Below are 17,012 nucleotides of genomic sequence, written 5' to 3'. Positions count from 1 at the left end.
ACTTCCTTTTGACCTTATTCCTCGTCTTCCGCCACTTGGTATGCGCGCTCGAACAGTTCCATTTGGCTATCAATCACCGCTTGCCCTTCGATTCGCCGGACATAGCCATAATTGCCTTCCTCGTCCTGTTGACGGGCTTTGACATTGTCCCTCAGCCCGAGCTCGAGAATGTCCCACACTTGCCCTTTCACCCGCTTATCGAGAATCGGAAAAAGGATTTCAATGCGGTTGTTCAAATTTCTCGTCATCATGTCCGCAGAGGACAAAAAGGTTTTTTCTTTGCCGTTCTGATGAAAATAATAAACGCGGCTATGTTCAAGCAGGCGCCCGACAATGCTGCGCACGCGAATATTGTCGCTCACTCCCGGAATCCCCGGTCGCAAGCAGCAAATCCCCCGGACGATCAAATCGATCTTGACCCCGGCACGCGACGCTTCATACAGCTTCATGATGATACTTTTATCGGTCAACGAGTTCATTTTAGCCACAATATGGCCATTGCCGTACTTCTTCTCGTAACGGATTTCGGAATCGATCAAATGAAGAATGTCTTTCCTGATCGAAAATGGCGCCACCGATAGATAATGGAATTCTGGCTTCTCCGTGTACCCGCTCAAATAATTGAAGAAATTCGTCGCATCGATGCCGATTTCCTTTTTCGAGGTGAACAGGCTCATATCGGTATAGATTTTTGCCGTCTGATCGTTGTAATTGCCGGTCCCAAGGTGGACAAAACGCTCGATACGCCCTTGTTTTTTGCGTACCACAAGAGTGATTTTGCTATGGGTCTTTAAATGGGTCATCCCATAAATGACGTGACAGCCCGCTTTTTCCAGTTCTTTCGCCCAGTGCACATTATTTTCCTCATCGAAACGCGCCTTCAATTCGACAAGCACGGTCACTTGCTTGCCGTTTTCCGCTGCCCGCTTCAAGGCATTGATCACCGGCGAATCCCCGCTGACACGGTATAAAGTCTGTTTGATTGCGAGCACATCAGGGTCATCCGCCGCTTCCGAAATAAACTCAACTACCGGCTCGAACGATTCATAAGGATGATGCAAAAAAACATCTTCGTCGGCGATTTTTGCAAAAATCGCCTTGCCGTTCTCCATCCCTACCGGCAATTGCGAAATCTTCCCTTCATAGACCAAATGCTCCCATATCGGGGCCATCTTTTTGTAAAAACCGAAAAATACCGTCAAGTCCAGAAATCCATCAATTTCATAGACGTCTTTCGGATGCACTTCCAACTCATCCATCAAATAGTCCAAAATAACGGGATCCAATCCGTCTTTTTGCACTTCAAGACGAACGGCAGCCCCCCATTTGCGCTTTCTCAACTCTTCTTCAATTTCTTTGAGCAAATCGCGCGCGCCTTCTTCGTGTATCGTCATATCCGCATTTCTGGTGATGCGGAAGGCAGTCGTCGATTTGACTTCATAGCCATGAAACAACTTGCCGATAAAGAAACCGATGACGTCTTCGAGCAGCAATAACTTGCGCAATCCGCCGTTTTCCGGCAATTGAACAAACCGCTCAAGCATTGCAGGCAATTGCACAATAGCTGTTCGAGTCCGTTGTTCAGAATCCACTTCTTTTGCCGTGTCTTCCAATACTACCGCCAAATTGATGCTTTTATTCAATAGCATTGGAAATGGGCGGTACGCATCAATCGCCATCGGGGTCAATACAGGAAAAATATGCTCATCGAAATAAACCTCTAAAGCCTCTCGCTGCGAATCGTTCAATTCCCTTACTTTCAGGAAATGGACATGTTCTTTCTGAAGCTTGGGATATAATATTTTACGCAAGGTGTCGTATTGCAAATTCACCAATTGATGATTCTTCAAGGCAATCTTATGCAATTGCTGCTTTGGCGTCATCCCGGCTTTGTTCTCAGGCTTATTAAAGCCCACCTTTACTTGATCCTGTAATCCCGCCACACGGACCATAAAAAACTCATCCAAATTGGAACTGAAAATCGCCAGAAACTTAAGCTTTTCGAGCAGCGGATTGCGCGGGTCAAGCGCTTCTTGCAACACCCGTTCATTGAATGCCAGCCAACTCAGTTCGCGGTTATTGTAATAAGAAGGATTGTTCAATTGGATCATGTCTTCCTTTTTCTTTCCCACGGCAAAACTCCCCCTCAGGTTTCATTCATTCATGAAAGTGGACAGTGATCGTTTTCTTTAACAGCTTCTCCAAATGCTTTTTCTGCTTCTCGACCTGGTATTGCTCCGGTTTCCAGTCTTCACGGCATTGGATAGAGAAAATGAGCTCTTCTTTTTTCGATTCCAACTGGATGTCTTCGACAATATCGCGTTTCGTCGCATTCAAACTATAAGCGAATTTAATGACTGCTCCAATGATATTGAATTTATCCAACTCATCTTCCGTAAACCAGTCTTCATAGAGAGCTGCATTGCGTTTGAATAGGTTCTTGTTTTTATAGGAAGCAAGCAAGGCGACAATGATGCGTTCTTTATGCAAAAGACCATCGATGGTCCGGTTCGCCAGCAGGTAGAAGGTATGCTGGTTGCTCGATTCAGAGTCGATGTACGAACCAAGATTGTACATCGAACTGCCGAGGCGAACCCATTGATGATCCTTCTCCGTCAATTCGAGAAGCCCCTGCTCTTCCAATTCCCGTACAATCATCAGCGAGCTATTGGTCACATGGATGGCATGCGTCAAATTAATGTCGTAGTCGATCGCCAAATCGTAGAAACTTTCCTCAATGACGTTCGGAAACACCGGCATCTCGAAATCTTTGGTCATTTCCTCATAAAATACGCCATCCCGCAACCCTTTTCGGCTCAAGGCAAAAAGCTCAGAACCGATCAATTCCATCAGGCAATTGAACACTTCCACCGCCGGAAGGATGATATCTGCCCGGTCACTCGACAATCCTTCCACTCGCTGCAAATCGTCAAATTTCATCGATCCCAGCCATTTATTTATCTCTTCTACTTCTTTCCGCTTCATAGTGTATTGATGGACACCGGAGAGTGGATAGTCGATTTTCTCTTGGTGAATCTGTGCCAAGTTCCGCGCACTGCCTCCAATTCCGATCAACGGCAATTTCTTCGCTTCAATCCAGTCGAGTGTCAAAAACTGAGTTTCGAGAAACTCCCGCAATGCTTTCAGTTCACTGTTTTTTGGGGTGTCCCCTTCGATAAACTGCTTCTTCAGCGATAAGGCACCAAACGGAAAACTGTGGAAATGAATGAGTTCACGGCCTTCGAATAAAGTCAGTTCCGTACTGCCACCGCCGATATCGACCGTAATGCCGCTTTTATACGACATCGAATTGACCACGGCCAAATAACCATAATGCGCTTCTTCGTATTCCGATAGGATGCGCATCGTAAAATCCGTCTCCTCGCCAACGCGCTGTATAATGGCTTCCTGGTTCTTGGCCTGCCGCACAGCAGCCGTCGCAACGCATTTAATCGCTTCGAGCTGATGGTGGCGAGTCACTTCCTGGAAGCTCTTCAAGGTATCGATCAATACTTGTATGCCTTCTTCTGAGAGCGTATTATCATCCGTTAAATAATTGCGCAGACGGGCAACCGCCTTAACGTTCTCACTTTCTGAAAAACGCCCGCTCTTATCCCGCGTATAAATAACCAATCGGATGGTATTCGAGCCAATATCGATGATTGCGTACTTTTCCTGTTCCATACTATTACCCCCACATTCGCTTTCGCATATGCTATTGTATACCACCCAAGCGTTCGTTCTACTCACCACGGGATAACTGAAACCAGCTTTTCCGACAAACGATGTTCCCCTTGTATCTCCGCACCAGCCGCTAGATAATCCGAAAGCTCCTCCACTTTTTCGACAGTCCACTTCTCCCCTGCCGTTACCAGCGGAATGCCAGGTGGATAAGGCGTCACCATAGCCGACGAGATACGGCCGATTGCCCTCGTATAAGGCACCCATTCCTGCACCGATAAATCCACTTCCTCAAACGACAGCTCAGGAGTTGTCACAGCTTTTGGATAGCCAGGGCGAAAGCCTGGAGCACGTTTCTCCAATAACCGCATACTTTGCACAGCTTCTTTGATGCGGCTGCGTATTTCGGCATACGGATAAGCATGCCAAGGTTTTGACAGCGGCAAGATTAACAGCACCTGAAAAAGGTCCGCCAATTCCACATAAACACCCGTCTGTTCCAAGGCCTCTTTCAGCTGAAAGCCCCCTCTATTTTCGACCCGCAGCAATAATTTCAGCGGGTCGTCCGTCTCCACTACTTCAAGAGAAGGTATCCGTCTGATACTGGAAATAAAATAAAGGCGTTTTTCGAGAAAATCGCGCTTATCATGAACAGAATAATTTTGGATATATGCCCTCGCATCGTCAAGAGACGCCATAATGGGATAGGAAGGACTGCTCGATTGAAAAATCCGCAAATACTTCCTGATCATTCTTTCCTCCACCAATTCTCCTGCTATATGAAGATACGAACCCATCGTCATAGCTGGCAAAGTTTTATGTGCAGACTGAACCACCACATCGGCTCCATAAGCCAATGCACTCACCGGGAATGGCTCGCCCGCTGCTAAATGCGCCCCATGCGCTTCATCGACCAGCACGGGGACCCTACGTTCATGGCAAAATTCAATAATTGCCTCTAGCTCAGCAGAAGCTACACCGTAATAACTTGGATATGTCAAAACGACCGCTTTCGCTTCCGGATATTCATCTATGGCAGCCACTATTGAAGAAAGGGCGACAGCTGCAGCGCTTTTGGATGACTCATCCCATTCAGGCGCTACGTAAACTGGTTTTACATGGGCCAGTTCAAGCGCATGGAAAATCGATTTATGCGAATTGCGCTGCACAATTACTGGATCGCCTTCTCCGCAGACCGCATGAATCATCGCAAGGTTTCCTGCAGTTGAACCGTTCACCAGAAAGTAGCTTTTTTTCGAACCATACGCATCTGCCAGTAAATCTTCTGCTTCCTTGATTGCCGCATTGGGGGCGTGTAAATCGTCAAGGCCCTCCAACTCTGTCATATCATAGGCAAGTGCCGCTTTTAATTCTTTCGGCAAACCCGATAGCAGGCCGTTTTTATGGCCAGGAACATGAAATGAAATCGGCCGTCTTCTCTGAAATTCCAATAATGCATCCACCACTGGACGTCTTTGAGTCATAATCTTTGCATCCTCACGTTTTCATTCATAGTTTATTCCATTATACCGGACGCCACATCTTTTCGAAAAGCCGGGCTGTGTTTTTACAAAAACAATACAAAAAAGACCGCTACCGGAATGAACCGGTAACGGCCTTTCTACTTGCCCAGCGACGTCCTACTCTCACAGGGGGAAACCCCCAACTACCATCGGCGCAAAAGAGCTTAACTTCCGTGTTCGGGATGGGAACGGGTGTGGCCTCTTTGCCATCATCACTGGACTCTGTTGAGCTTGTTCGCTCAAAACTGGATAAATCGACATTGGGGGAAACTCACGTTTCAGTTTGTTGGTTAAGTCCTCGATCGATTAGTATTCGTCAGCTGCACGTGTCGCCACGCTTCCACCCCGAACCTATCTACCTCATCGTCTTTGAGGGATCTTACTTGCTTGCGCAATGGGAAATCTCATCTTGAGGGGGGCTTCGTGCTTAGATGCTTTCAGCACTTATCCCGGCCACACATAGCTACCCAGCGATGCTCTTGGCAGAACAACTGGTACACCAGCGGTGTGTCCATCCCGGTCCTCTCGTACTAAGGACAGCTCCTCTCAAATTTCCTGCGCCCGCGACGGATAGGGACCGAACTGTCTCACGACGTTCTGAACCCAGCTCGCGTACCGCTTTAATGGGCGAACAGCCCAACCCTTGGGACCGACTACAGCCCCAGGATGCGATGAGCCGACATCGAGGTGCCAAACCTCCCCGTCGATGTGGACTCTTGGGGGAGATAAGCCTGTTATCCCCGGGGTAGCTTTTATCCGTTGAGCGATGGCCCTTCCATGCGGAACCACCGGATCACTAAGTCCGTCTTTCGACCCTGCTCGACCTGTCCGTCTCGCAGTCAAGCTCCCTTGTGCCTTTACACTCTGCGAATGATTTCCAACCATTCTGAGGGAACCTTTGAGCGCCTCCGTTACTCTTTAGGAGGCGACCGCCCCAGTCAAACTGCCCGCCTGACACTGTCTCCCAAGCCGCTAAGGCTTGTGGGTTAGAAGTTCAATACAACCAGGGTAGTATCCCACCGACGCCTCCCCCGAAGCTGGCGCTCCGGGTTCTCTGGCTCCTACCTATCCTGTACAAGTTGCACCAAAATTCAATATCAGGCTACAGTAAAGCTCCACGGGGTCTTTCCGTCCTGTCGCGGGTAACCTGCATCTTCACAGGTACTATAATTTCACCGAGTCTCTCGTTGAGACAGTGCCCAGATCGTTACGCCTTTCGTGCGGGTCGGAACTTACCCGACAAGGAATTTCGCTACCTTAGGACCGTTATAGTTACGGCCGCCGTTTACTGGGGCTTCGGTTCGCACCTTCGCTTGCGCTAAGCACTCCCCTTAACCTTCCAGCACCGGGCAGGCGTCAGCCCCTATACGTCACCTTACGGTTTTGCAGAGACCTGTGTTTTTGCTAAACAGTCGCCTGGGCCTATTCACTGCGGCTCTCTCGGGCTGTAACACCCTACCAGAGCACCCCTTCTCCCGAAGTTACGGGGTCATTTTGCCGAGTTCCTTAACGAGAGTTCACTCGCTCACCTTAGAATTCTCTTCTCGCCTACCTGTGTCGGTTTGCGGTACGGGCACCTCCCGCCTCGCTAGAGGCTTTTCTTGGCAGTGTGAAATCAGGGACTCTGAGGTAAACCTCTTGCCATCACTGCTTGATGTACATAGAAACGGGATTTGCCTCGTTTCTCATCTCACAACTTGGACGTGCACAACCAACGGCACGCTCACCCTATCCTTCTGCGTCCCCCCATTACTCAAACGGCGGGGAGGTGGTACAGGAATATCAACCTGTTGTCCATCGTCTACGCCTATCGGCCTCGACTTAGGTCCCGACTAACCCTGAGCGGACGAGCCTTCCTCAGGAAACCTTAGGCATTCGGTGGACGGGATTCTCACCCGTCTTTCGTTACTCATACCGGCATTCTCACTTCTAAGCGCTCCACCAGTCCTTCCGGTCTGACTTCAACGCCCTTAGAACGCTCTCCTACCACGGACATCTACGATGTCCATCCACAGCTTCGGTAATCCGTTTAGCCCCGGTACATTTTCGGCGCAGTGTCACTCGACCAGTGAGCTATTACGCACTCTTTAAATGATGGCTGCTTCTAAGCCAACATCCTGGTTGTCTAAGCAACGCCACATCCTTTTCCACTTAACGGATATTTGGGGACCTTAGCTGGTGGTCTGGGCTGTTTCCCTCTTGACTACGGATCTTATCACTCGCAGTCTGACTCCCAAGCATAAATCACTGGCATTCGGAGTTTGTCTGAATTCGGTAACCCGGGATGGGCCCCTAGTCCAAACAGTGCTCTACCTCCAGGATTCTCTTCTTGAGGCTAGCCCTAAAGCTATTTCGGAGAGAACCAGCTATCTCCAGGTTCGATTGGAATTTCTCCGCTACCCACACCTCATCCCCGCACTTTTCAACGTGCGTGGGTTCGGGCCTCCAGTAAGTGTTACCTTACCTTCACCCTGGACATGGGTAGATCACCTGGTTTCGGGTCTACAACTGCATACTCATTCGCCCTATTCAGACTCGCTTTCGCTGCGGCTCCGGCTTCTCACCTTAACCTTGCATGCAATCGTAACTCGCCGGTTCATTCTACAAAAGGCACGCTATCACCCATTAACGGGCTCTAACTACTTGTAGGCACACGGTTTCAGGATCTATTTCACTCCCCTTCCGGGGTGCTTTTCACCTTTCCCTCACGGTACTGGTTCACTATCGGTCACTAGGGAGTATTTAGCCTTGGGAGATGGTCCTCCCGGATTCCGACGGAATTTCTCGTGTTCCGCCGTACTCAGGATCCACTCTGGAGGGAATGAACTTTCAGCTACGGGGCTATTACCCTGTCTTGCGGACCGTTCCAGGTCGCTTCGCTTAATCCATTCCTTTGTAACTCCGTATAGAGTGTCCTACAACCCCAGAAGGCAAGCCTTCTGGTTTGGGCTGATCCCGTTTCGCTCGCCGCTACTTGGGGAATCGCATTTGCTTTCTCTTCCTTCAGGTACTTAGATGTTTCAGTTCCCTGAGTCTGCCTTCTCATGTGCTATGTATTCACACATGGATACTGCTCCATTACGAACAGTGGGTTTCCCCATTCGGAAATCCCCGGATCACAGCTCACTTACAGCTCCCCGAGGCATATCGGTGTTAGTGCCGTCCTTCTTCGGCTCCTAGTGCCAAGGCATCCACCGTGCGCCCTTATTAACTTAACCACTGAATGGTCAAAAAAAATAAGTTGATCGCAAAGCGATCACGCTACTTGATGCTTGTTTCTTAATCAATGTCGATCTATCCAGTTTTCAAAGAACAAGTTTGAAAGTGCTCCGCAAGGAGTGAACCTTCAAAACTGAACGCAAAACGTCAACCCGATCCGTTAAGAATCGGTTCCGATATAATCCTTAGAAAGGAGGTGATCCAGCCGCACCTTCCGATACGGCTACCTTGTTACGACTTCACCCCAATCATCTGTCCCACCTTCGGCGGCTGGCTCCCGTAAGGGTTACCCCACCGACTTCGGGTGTTACAAACTCTCGTGGTGTGACGGGCGGTGTGTACAAGGCCCGGGAACGTATTCACCGCGGCATGCTGATCCGCGATTACTAGCGATTCCGGCTTCATGCAGGCGAGTTGCAGCCTGCAATCCGAACTGAGAACGGTTTTCTGGGATTGGCTCCCCCTCGCGGGTTTGCAGCCCTTTGTACCGTCCATTGTAGCACGTGTGTAGCCCAGGTCATAAGGGGCATGATGATTTGACGTCATCCCCACCTTCCTCCGGTTTGTCACCGGCAGTCACCTTAGAGTGCCCAACTGAATGCTGGCAACTAAGATCAAGGGTTGCGCTCGTTGCGGGACTTAACCCAACATCTCACGACACGAGCTGACGACAACCATGCACCACCTGTCACCGCTGTCCCCGAAGGGAAAGCCTAGTCTCCTAGGCGGTCAGCGGGATGTCAAGACCTGGTAAGGTTCTTCGCGTTGCTTCGAATTAAACCACATGCTCCACCGCTTGTGCGGGCCCCCGTCAATTCCTTTGAGTTTCAGCCTTGCGGCCGTACTCCCCAGGCGGAGTGCTTAATGCGTTAGCTGCAGCACTAAGGGGCGGAAACCCCCTAACACTTAGCACTCATCGTTTACGGCGTGGACTACCAGGGTATCTAATCCTGTTTGCTCCCCACGCTTTCGCGCCTCAGCGTCAGTTACAGACCAGAAAGTCGCCTTCGCCACTGGTGTTCCTCCACATCTCTACGCATTTCACCGCTACACGTGGAATTCCACTTTCCTCTTCTGCACTCAAGTCCCCCAGTTTCCAATGACCCTCCACGGTTGAGCCGTGGGCTTTCACATCAGACTTAAAGGACCGCCTGCGCGCGCTTTACGCCCAATAATTCCGGACAACGCTTGCCACCTACGTATTACCGCGGCTGCTGGCACGTAGTTAGCCGTGGCTTTCTGGTGAGGTACCGTCAAGGTACCAGTAGTTAGTTGGTACTTGTTCTTCTCTCACAACAGAGTTTTACGATCCGAAAACCTTCTTCACTCACGCGGCGTTGCTCCGTCAGACTTTCGTCCATTGCGGAAGATTCCCTACTGCTGCCTCCCGTAGGAGTCTGGGCCGTGTCTCAGTCCCAGTGTGGCCGATCACCCTCTCAGGTCGGCTACGCATCGTGGCCTTGGTGAGCCGTTACCCCACCAACTAGCTAATGCGCCGCGGGCCCATCCTGCAGTGACAGCCGAAACCGTCTTTCCGTGTGGCCTCATGAGAGGCCGCAAACTATTCGGTATTAGCACCGGTTTCCCGGAGTTATCCCGATCTGCAGGGCAGGTTGCCCACGTGTTACTCACCCGTCCGCCGCTAAAATGTTGGAGCAAGCTCCAACATCTCCGCTCGACTTGCATGTATTAGGCACGCCGCCAGCGTTCGTCCTGAGCCAGGATCAAACTCTCCATTATAGAGTAGTTGATTGCTCAATACTGCTGGCGTATCGCCGTCTAAAAGACGCGCGATTCGCTTTGATCTGCATACGCTGATCAGTACGTTTGCCGCGATCACTCGCGGCTGTATTATTGACGTTTTGCTGTTCAGTTTTCAAGGTTCATGTTTGCTGTCGTTCCTGACGACTCTTAATATACTAAAGCACAGCCTTTAGAAAGTCAACACTTTTGGTAAATTAAATTATATTTAAAAACCTTTCTTTATTTCCTCCACTATTCCTTAAAGAAAAAGAAGCCATTCATCCCTATTTAAACAAAGGGGATAAATGACTTTCTTCTATATAAGCTTCATTTAAATCAAAAAGAATAACTATACAAGAATCATTATTTGTCAGAATATTTTCCATTTATTCGAAGCTTAGGAAAGTTCACGCCGACCTTCAAGTGCTTTCGAAAGTGTGACTTCATCCGCATACTCTAAGTCGCCTCCGACAGGAAGTCCATGGGCAATGCGCGTCGTCCGGATACCAGAGGGACGCACTAGCCTGGAAATATACATCGCGGTCGCTTCCCCTTCAATCGTCGGGTTAGTTGCCAAAATCAGCTCTTTCACTTCTTCATCTTGAAGACGGGTCAACAGCGATGGAACATTGATGTCTTCCGGCCCGATGCCATCCATTGGTGAGATAGCACCTTGTAATACGTGATAAAGACCTGTGTAATCACGCATCTTCTCCATCGCAATGACATCTTTTGGATCTTGGACCACGCAGATCATCGACCGGTCGCGGCTTGTGTCTTGGCAAATCTGACATGGGTCAACATCGGTAATATGGCCACAAACTGAGCAAAAGCTCAAATTACGTTTGGCATCGACCAATGCTTTCGCGAAATCAAGCACGGTGTCTTCTTTCATTCCGAGCACAAAAAATGCCAGCCGGGCCGCTGTTTTCGGCCCGATTCCTGGCAACTTCATGAAGCTTTCCATCAGTTTGGAAATAGGTTCTGGGTAGTGCATTATCGCTTACCTCCTAGAACATGCCGGGGATATTCATACCTTTCGTGAATTTCCCCATTGTGGAATTCGCATGCTCGTCCGCTTTTTTAAACGCTTCGTTTGTTGCAACGATCAATGTATCTTGCAGCATCTCAACATCTTCCGGATCCACAACTGCTGGGTCCAATGCGATATCAAGAACTTCCTTATGGCCAGAAACTGTTACTTTAACCATTCCACCGCCTGCTGTTCCTTCAAATTTCAATGTACCGAGCTCTTCTTGAGCTTCCGCCATTTGTTTTTGCATTTTCTGCATTTGTTTCATCATGCCTTGCATATTTCCTCCACCACGCATAATTGGTTCCTCCTCAAATTTTGTATTCGTTAATCATCATGGACTTCGACAAAATCTTTGCCGAAGAGCCGCTCCGCCTCAGAGACGAATGGATCTTCTTCAAGGCTTGCGCCGTCCCCGGAAAACGGATTCTCTTCCTGCCCTTCCGGTTCCTGCGCGTCGCCTTCATTTTTCAAGCCGCCGTTGCGGATAAACTCTTCACGGATTTTCAGCCAATTGGCATCCGGCACGTAAACCGGCGTGTAGGCCTTGCCCGTATACTGCTCAAGCAACTGGCTGAACGCTGCGGCAAAAGTCTGATTTTCAGAAGCCATCTGGCAATGAATATCATACTTGAATTTTAACACAAAAGCATCTGGGGATGCCGCTACCGGCTCGGCATCGTTGAGCAATGCCGAATGCGAGCGCTGCAGTTGCCCCATCACGGTCGCCCAATTGGTTTTGATCGCCTGGATATCTGGTTTCGTTGCATTCTTCAGCACTTCCTGAATGCGGCCAGTTGGAATTTTAAAGGCACTTTGCGAACGCTGACGCTTTTTCTGCTCGGCTTGAGGCGCCGCATTGGCTGCTCCACCGCCATCTTTCAATTGCTGCTGCAATTCGCGCACCAATTGTTCGAGGCTCGTGACTTTTGCTTCGAGTTCAGGAGACGGCGCCCCTGCACCTATGGTTTGGACGGGTGCGTCTGCCTGCACCATCTTCAAGAGGGCCGTTTCCATATAGATTTTCGTATGATTCGAGAAGCGCATCTCTTGCTGGGTCTTTGTTAAAATATCAATCCAGTTATAGAGCGTCGACGCTTCAAACTGTTCCGCCAGCTCTTCGAAACGCGGTTCGAAAGCGGCAAGCTCCAGCATATCGCGCAGCCCCGGCGCTGTTTGGATCAGCAATAGGTCGCGGAAGAAGGTAATGAAGTCCTCCACTAAGCGCACCGGGTCTTTGCCGTCGCGCGCCAATTGCTCAAGCAAGGTCAACGCTTGGCCGACGTCTTTCTTCAGCAGCGCTTCGGCAATGCCGTAAAACATATCCTGGCTGATGGAGCCCGTAACCAGAAGCGCATCTTCAATGGTCATTTCATCTCCACTGAACGATACCACTTGGTCGAGCAGGCTGAGCGCATCGCGCATGCCGCCCGCTGCTGCCTGGGCAATGATCTTCAGTACTTGTTCATTATAAGGAATCTTGGCATCTTCCAAGACTGTGATCATCCGCGCGACGATGTCCACTTGCGTATGCGATTTAAAATCAAACCGCTGGCAGCGCGAAATAATCGTCAGCGGCAATTTATGCGGCTCTGTTGTCGCCAAAATGAAGACGACATGTTCCGGCGGTTCTTCCAAAGTTTTCAATAACGCATTGAATGCGCTGTTCGATAACATATGCACTTCATCAATGATATATACTTTGAAACGGGAGTTAGCTGGAGAAAAACGCACTTTCTCGATAATTTCCCGCATTTCCTCGACCCGTGAATTGGAAGCCGCATCGAATTCGATGACATCTGTATTCGAACCTTCGTCGATGCTCCGGCAAGAAGAGCATTCATTGCACGGTTCCGCTGCCGGGGCTTGTTCACAGTTCAATGCTTTGGCGAAAATCTTCGCCGCACTCGTCTTCCCGGTACCCCGAGGTCCTGAGAATAAATACGCGTGGGTCGTTTTATCATAAAGGAGAGCATTCTGAAGGGTTTGTTTGACATGTGTCTGGCCGGTCATTTCCGAGAAAGTCCGCGGTCTGTACACACGGTAAAAAGCTTGATACGCCACCTTGTTCTCCCCTTTTAAAAAGTCTTTGTTCCGTCCTTTTATTATACCATAAAGAGGGCGTGTTCCCGAATCATTTCACCGGGCGCCACACATTCCGGACAGAAAAAAACCTGCCCGCAAGCTGCGGACAGGTTTGGATCATTTAGGTTAAGCCGTGCACCTTTCTTCGACTGCTGTACACAAGCGTTACTCATGTCGTTGGCTCGATCTAGGCAACCCCGCGGCACATAGAAAGTACCACTTAATGCTGCTTCCTTCCGGACCTGACATGGTTCATGGGTTTCCATTGCGCAGGACCCAGATGTCAACACTACGTGCATGAGGCAGACCTTGCATACAAACAGCCTCAGAAAGGAATTCAGTCCTGCTAGAGCGGATTGCAGGTTACAGGACACCGCTACCTTCCCACCTAGCACGGCATTTACTAGTATACGGAGTGCTGGAGGAAAAATCAAACATAAAGTTAATAGCGCGTAAAACAGGCGGCGATTATCTCCATGAACCGGCCTTTCCATTGCTTTCTGTAAAAAACATAATTTTTTCTTTCAAAACTGTTGACGGGTTTTTAAATCCGTGATAAATTATATCTTGTCCAACACGGAGGAATACCCAAGTTTGGCTGAAGGGATCGGTCTTGAAAACCGACAGGGGAGTCAAATCCCGCGGGGGTTCGAATCCCTCTTCCTCCTCCATTTTTTGAATAACTACGCGCATGTAGATATGAGGTTGATTCGTTGTGTAAGCAACGAATTTTTCTTCCCATCAATATGTCCGAATATTACGATATAGCCCACAGGATCCTTCCTGTGGGTTTTTTATTGGCTTATTTCCCGGGAAATAAAACAAGCGGAGACAATTGTCTCCGCTTTTCTAGCGTTTCAACACAGCGGTCTGCTGCATGAACTTTCCGATACGTTCCACGATTTGCTCCGAGCAATCGGGGTCGTTCATCAAATCGTAGTCATTGATGTTGAGGCGCAGCACGGGGCACGCGTTGAACGAATCGATCCAGCGCTCGTAGCGTTCGTGCATTTCCAGCCAGTATTCAACGGGGGTCTGCTGTTCCATCGCACGGCCGCGTTCTTGAATGCGCCCGAGGATGTCTTCAATCGATCCTTCGAGATAAATCAACAGATCCGGATGCGGGAAATAGGGCGTCATGACCATCGCATCGAATAGGTTGGTATAGGTCTCGTAATCTACTGCATTCATCGTGCCTTTTTCCTGGTGCATTTTCGCGAAAATGCCAGTGTCTTCATAAATCGAGCGGTCTTGGATAAAGCCGCCGCCGTATTCGAACATGCGCTTTTGCTCCTTGAAGCGCTCTGCAAGGAAATAGATCTGCAAGTGGAAACTCCACTTCTCGAAATCATCGTAAAACAAATCAAGATACGGGTTGCCATCCACGTTTTCAAAAGATGTGCGGAATTGCAGTGAATCTGCAAGTGCTTTGGTCATTGTCGATTTGCCAACGCCGACCGTTCCGGCGATGGTGATGACGGCATCTTTTGGGATGCCGTACTTGTCTCGTAAATTTTCATTCATATTGATAAGCTCCTTTTTTCAAGCGTGCCTTCCACATGAGTGAGAATCACTTCGAGGTCGGAACGGTTTTGCACAAAATCAAGTTCGTCTCCGTTAAAGCGCAGCACGGGGATTTCTGGATGCTCGCGCTCGAAACGTTCGATGAATTCATGGTAGTCTGCAGACAATTGCTCCATGTAATCCGGGGTGATCATCTGTTCGAATTCACGGCCGCGCAATTTAATGCGCTTCATCAAGGTATCGAGGCTCGCGTGCAAATAAATGACCATGTTCGGTTTCGGCATATCGGCCGTCAGGATTTTATAGATCGCTTCGTATTTCGCGTATTCTTCTTCAGGCAGCGTCCGTTTGGCGAAGATCAAGTTTTTGAAAATATGATAATCCGCCACGACCGGCTCCTGATTGGAGATGAATTTCTTTTGGATATCGCTCAATTGCTTATAACGATTGCATAGGAAGAACATTTCCGTCTGGAAGCTCCATTCCTCGATATCTTCGTAAAATTTATTCAAAAACGGATTTTCATCCACGATTTCCTTCAGCAATTGAAACTGATGTTGCTCCGAAAGTGCTTTCGTCAGTGAGGTTTTCCCCACTCCGATCGGACCTTCTACGGTGATAAATGGCACCGGCACAAGAAGTCCCCCTTCTTCGATTCAAGTAAAATGCAATGCCATTTATTTTACCATATCCCTAAAGGTAAAAGTAGAGCCAAATGGCGTTCCAAATTGTGCACGGCTTTGTAGTGCTTTGTCAGGATGAAAAGATGATACACTGAAAGTCGAGGAGCGATGAATCATGAACGGAATAGAAAAAGACCATTATTTTATGGGGCTGGCGATTGAAGAAGCCCAAAAAGCAGCCCAAAAAGGCGAGGTACCGATCGGCGCCGTTATCATTCAAGGCGACCGCGTCATCGCGCGTGCCCATAATTTGCGTGAAACGACGCGCAATGCGGTGACACACGCCGAATTGCTCGCAATCCAGCAAGCCTGTGAAGCACTCGACAATTGGCGCCTTGAAGACACAAAGCTTTACGTAACGTTAGAGCCTTGCCCGATGTGCGCCGGCGCCATTTTGCAGTCGCGCATCCCGCATATCGTCTACGGCGCTCGCGATAGCAAGGCTGGCTGCGTCGATTCGCTGTATAGACTGCTGAACGACGAGCGCTTCAACCACCAATGCGAAGTGACGGAAAACGTCATGGCGGATGAGTGCGGCGGCTTGCTCACTCAGTTTTTCCGCGATTTGCGAAAACGGAACAAAGAGAAACGGAAAACCCAGTCCTAGGGTTTTCCGTTTTTTCATGCGAGAAATTCCTCAATCAAGTGATTGACGATAGTTGGTTGCTCGTGATGCACCCAATGCGTCGCCTCCCCGATCCATACAAGTTCTCCCTGCGCACAAAATTTCAGGCTTTCTTTGGCAAGCATGGGTGATAGAAATTGATCTCCCATGCCCCACAAAATGCGTACGGGAATTTCGATTTCTTTGTCCGGAATTTGCTGGAAACTACCTTTGCGAATGGCGCGGTACCAATTGAGCATGCCTGTCAACGCTCCTGGCTGACGCCAAGCTTCCCGATAGGCTTCCAGCTCTTCCCGCGAAAAAGCATCTGGTTCTGCAGTCGTTTCCATCGCCTGTTGCATCATTCTGTAATCACTCGTAGCCATCAGTTTCTCCGGTACTTCCGCCAGCTGGAAAAAGGCCATGTACGAACTTTTCACCCATTGCAGCGGATTTTTCATCATGACACGTGGCATTGCGGCCGGATGCGGCATATTAATGACGACGAGCTTTTTGACATACTGTGGTTTGGTCGCTGCCAGATGCCATGCCACCGCCCCTCCCCAGTCGTGGCCAATGACATATGCCGATGTTTCACCAAACGCTCCAATCAAGCCGCCAATATCATCGCGCAGTTTGTCAATGGTATAGTCTTCAATTTTTCCTGGCTTATCACTCAAATTATATCCCCGCTGGTCCGGTGCCACAACGCGATAGCCCCGCGCAGCAAGTGCCTCCATCTGGTGGTGGACTCCATATGAAAATTCCGGGAAGCCATGCAATAAAACAACGAGGTCCCCATCTTCCGGCCCGGCTACTGCTGTGTGAAGGCGAATGTCATTCGTTTCGATAAAGCAAAAATCCACATCTTGCATATCAACCGCTCCTTTCCTTGTTTCTAGTTGTCTACCCTTTCC

The 17,012-nt window shown here is 49.3% G+C and carries 10 protein-coding genes, 1 tRNA gene, 3 rRNA genes and 1 other RNA gene; 2 read left to right on the top strand and 13 right to left on the bottom strand.

What is annotated here, in order from left to right; genetic code table 11:
• Positions 1 to 14: 14 nt before the first annotated feature.
• The 10 genes from G3255_RS00160 to ffs all read right to left on the bottom strand — a co-directional run bounded on the left by G3255_RS00160 (position 15) and on the right by ffs (position 13,681).
• Entirely contained in the window at positions 15 to 2,132 is a 2,118-nt protein-coding gene (locus tag G3255_RS00160) for an RNA degradosome polyphosphate kinase (protein ID WP_349291391.1), read from the bottom strand.
• Between the two features lie 25 nt (positions 2,133 to 2,157).
• A complete protein-coding gene (gene ppx / locus G3255_RS00155; protein WP_211652797.1) occupies positions 2,158 to 3,684 on the bottom strand; it encodes an exopolyphosphatase in 1,527 nt (508 codons plus the stop codon).
• A gap of 62 nt (positions 3,685 to 3,746) precedes the next feature.
• Positions 3,747 to 5,165 (bottom strand): aminotransferase class I/II-fold pyridoxal phosphate-dependent enzyme, encoded by a 1,419-nt coding sequence (locus tag G3255_RS00150; protein WP_211652796.1) that lies wholly within the window; start codon positions 5,163 to 5,165, stop codon positions 3,747 to 3,749.
• Positions 5,166 to 5,308: 143 nt separating this feature from the next.
• Positions 5,309 to 5,424, bottom strand: a 5S ribosomal RNA gene (rrf, locus tag G3255_RS00145).
• Between the two features lie 66 nt (positions 5,425 to 5,490).
• Positions 5,491 to 8,422: ribosomal RNA gene (locus tag G3255_RS00140) — 23S ribosomal RNA — on the bottom strand.
• A gap of 190 nt (positions 8,423 to 8,612) precedes the next feature.
• A 16S ribosomal RNA gene (locus G3255_RS00135) occupies positions 8,613 to 10,163 on the bottom strand.
• Together the 16S, 23S and 5S rRNA genes form the textbook arrangement of a ribosomal RNA operon.
• Positions 10,164 to 10,563: 400 nt before the next feature.
• Positions 10,564 to 11,163, bottom strand: a complete 600-nt coding sequence (gene recR, locus G3255_RS00130; protein ID WP_068459528.1) for a recombination mediator RecR — start codon at positions 11,161 to 11,163, stop codon at positions 10,564 to 10,566.
• Between the two features lie 13 nt (positions 11,164 to 11,176).
• Entirely contained in the window at positions 11,177 to 11,497 is a 321-nt protein-coding gene (locus G3255_RS00125; protein WP_211652795.1) for a YbaB/EbfC family nucleoid-associated protein, read from the bottom strand.
• A gap of 29 nt (positions 11,498 to 11,526) precedes the next feature.
• Positions 11,527 to 13,263 (bottom strand): DNA polymerase III subunit gamma/tau, encoded by a 1,737-nt coding sequence (dnaX, locus tag G3255_RS00120; RefSeq protein WP_211652794.1) that lies wholly within the window; start codon positions 13,261 to 13,263, stop codon positions 11,527 to 11,529.
• Between the two features lie 152 nt (positions 13,264 to 13,415).
• Positions 13,416 to 13,681: signal recognition particle sRNA large type (ffs, locus tag G3255_RS00115), an RNA gene on the bottom strand.
• Positions 13,682 to 13,862: 181 nt separating this feature from the next.
• Here ffs and G3255_RS00110 point away from each other — a divergent pair.
• Positions 13,863 to 13,955, top strand: a tRNA-Ser gene (locus G3255_RS00110).
• Between the two features lie 178 nt (positions 13,956 to 14,133).
• Here the strand turns inward: G3255_RS00110 and G3255_RS00105 are convergent.
• Both G3255_RS00105 and G3255_RS00100 read right to left on the bottom strand, forming a co-directional pair.
• Positions 14,134 to 14,808, bottom strand: a complete 675-nt coding sequence (locus G3255_RS00105; RefSeq protein WP_058382252.1) for a deoxynucleoside kinase — start codon at positions 14,806 to 14,808, stop codon at positions 14,134 to 14,136.
• Complete coding sequence (locus G3255_RS00100) at positions 14,805 to 15,443, bottom strand: deoxynucleoside kinase (RefSeq protein ID WP_058382253.1); 639 nt, start codon at positions 15,441 to 15,443, stop codon at positions 14,805 to 14,807. The genes G3255_RS00105 and G3255_RS00100 overlap by 4 nt, the downstream gene beginning before the upstream one ends.
• Before the next feature lie 163 nt (positions 15,444 to 15,606).
• Here G3255_RS00100 and tadA point away from each other — a divergent pair, with 163 nt between their 5' ends.
• Positions 15,607 to 16,098, top strand: coding sequence for a tRNA adenosine(34) deaminase TadA (gene tadA, locus G3255_RS00095; protein WP_211652793.1), 492 nt, complete (start codon positions 15,607 to 15,609; stop codon positions 16,096 to 16,098).
• 14 nt (positions 16,099 to 16,112) lie between these two features.
• On the opposite strand, the gene G3255_RS00090 is transcribed toward tadA, so the two are convergent.
• On the bottom strand, positions 16,113 to 16,970 hold the full coding sequence (locus G3255_RS00090) for an alpha/beta fold hydrolase (RefSeq protein ID WP_211652792.1): 858 nt from the start codon (positions 16,968 to 16,970) through the stop codon (positions 16,113 to 16,115).
• Positions 16,971 to 17,012 lie beyond the last annotated feature (42 nt).

Origin of the sequence: Planococcus sp. MSAK28401, from assembly GCF_018283455.1 — a bacterium.
In the GTDB taxonomy this organism is placed as follows: Bacteria; Bacillota; Bacilli; order Bacillales_A; family Planococcaceae; genus Planococcus; species Planococcus alpniumensis.
The sequence above is the reverse complement of the archived record's forward strand: the minus strand, read 5'-3'. Positions and strand labels throughout refer to the sequence as shown.

Coding starts and splice junctions, on each gene's coding strand:
- recR (WP_068459528.1), bottom strand. CDS start 11,163: ATGCACTACCCAGAACCTATTTCCAAACTGATGGAAAGCTTCATGAAG.
- ppx (WP_211652797.1), bottom strand. CDS start 3,684: ATGGAACAGGAAAAGTACGCAATCATCGATATTGGCTCGAATACCATC.
- tadA (WP_211652793.1), top strand. CDS start 15,607: ATGAACGGAATAGAAAAAGACCATTATTTTATGGGGCTGGCGATTGAA.
- G3255_RS00090 (WP_211652792.1), bottom strand. CDS start 16,970: ATGCAAGATGTGGATTTTTGCTTTATCGAAACGAATGACATTCGCCTT.
- G3255_RS00125 (WP_211652795.1), bottom strand. CDS start 11,497: ATGCGTGGTGGAGGAAATATGCAAGGCATGATGAAACAAATGCAGAAA.
- G3255_RS00105 (WP_058382252.1), bottom strand. CDS start 14,808: ATGAATGAAAATTTACGAGACAAGTACGGCATCCCAAAAGATGCCGTC.
- G3255_RS00150 (WP_211652796.1), bottom strand. CDS start 5,165: ATGACTCAAAGACGTCCAGTGGTGGATGCATTATTGGAATTTCAGAGA.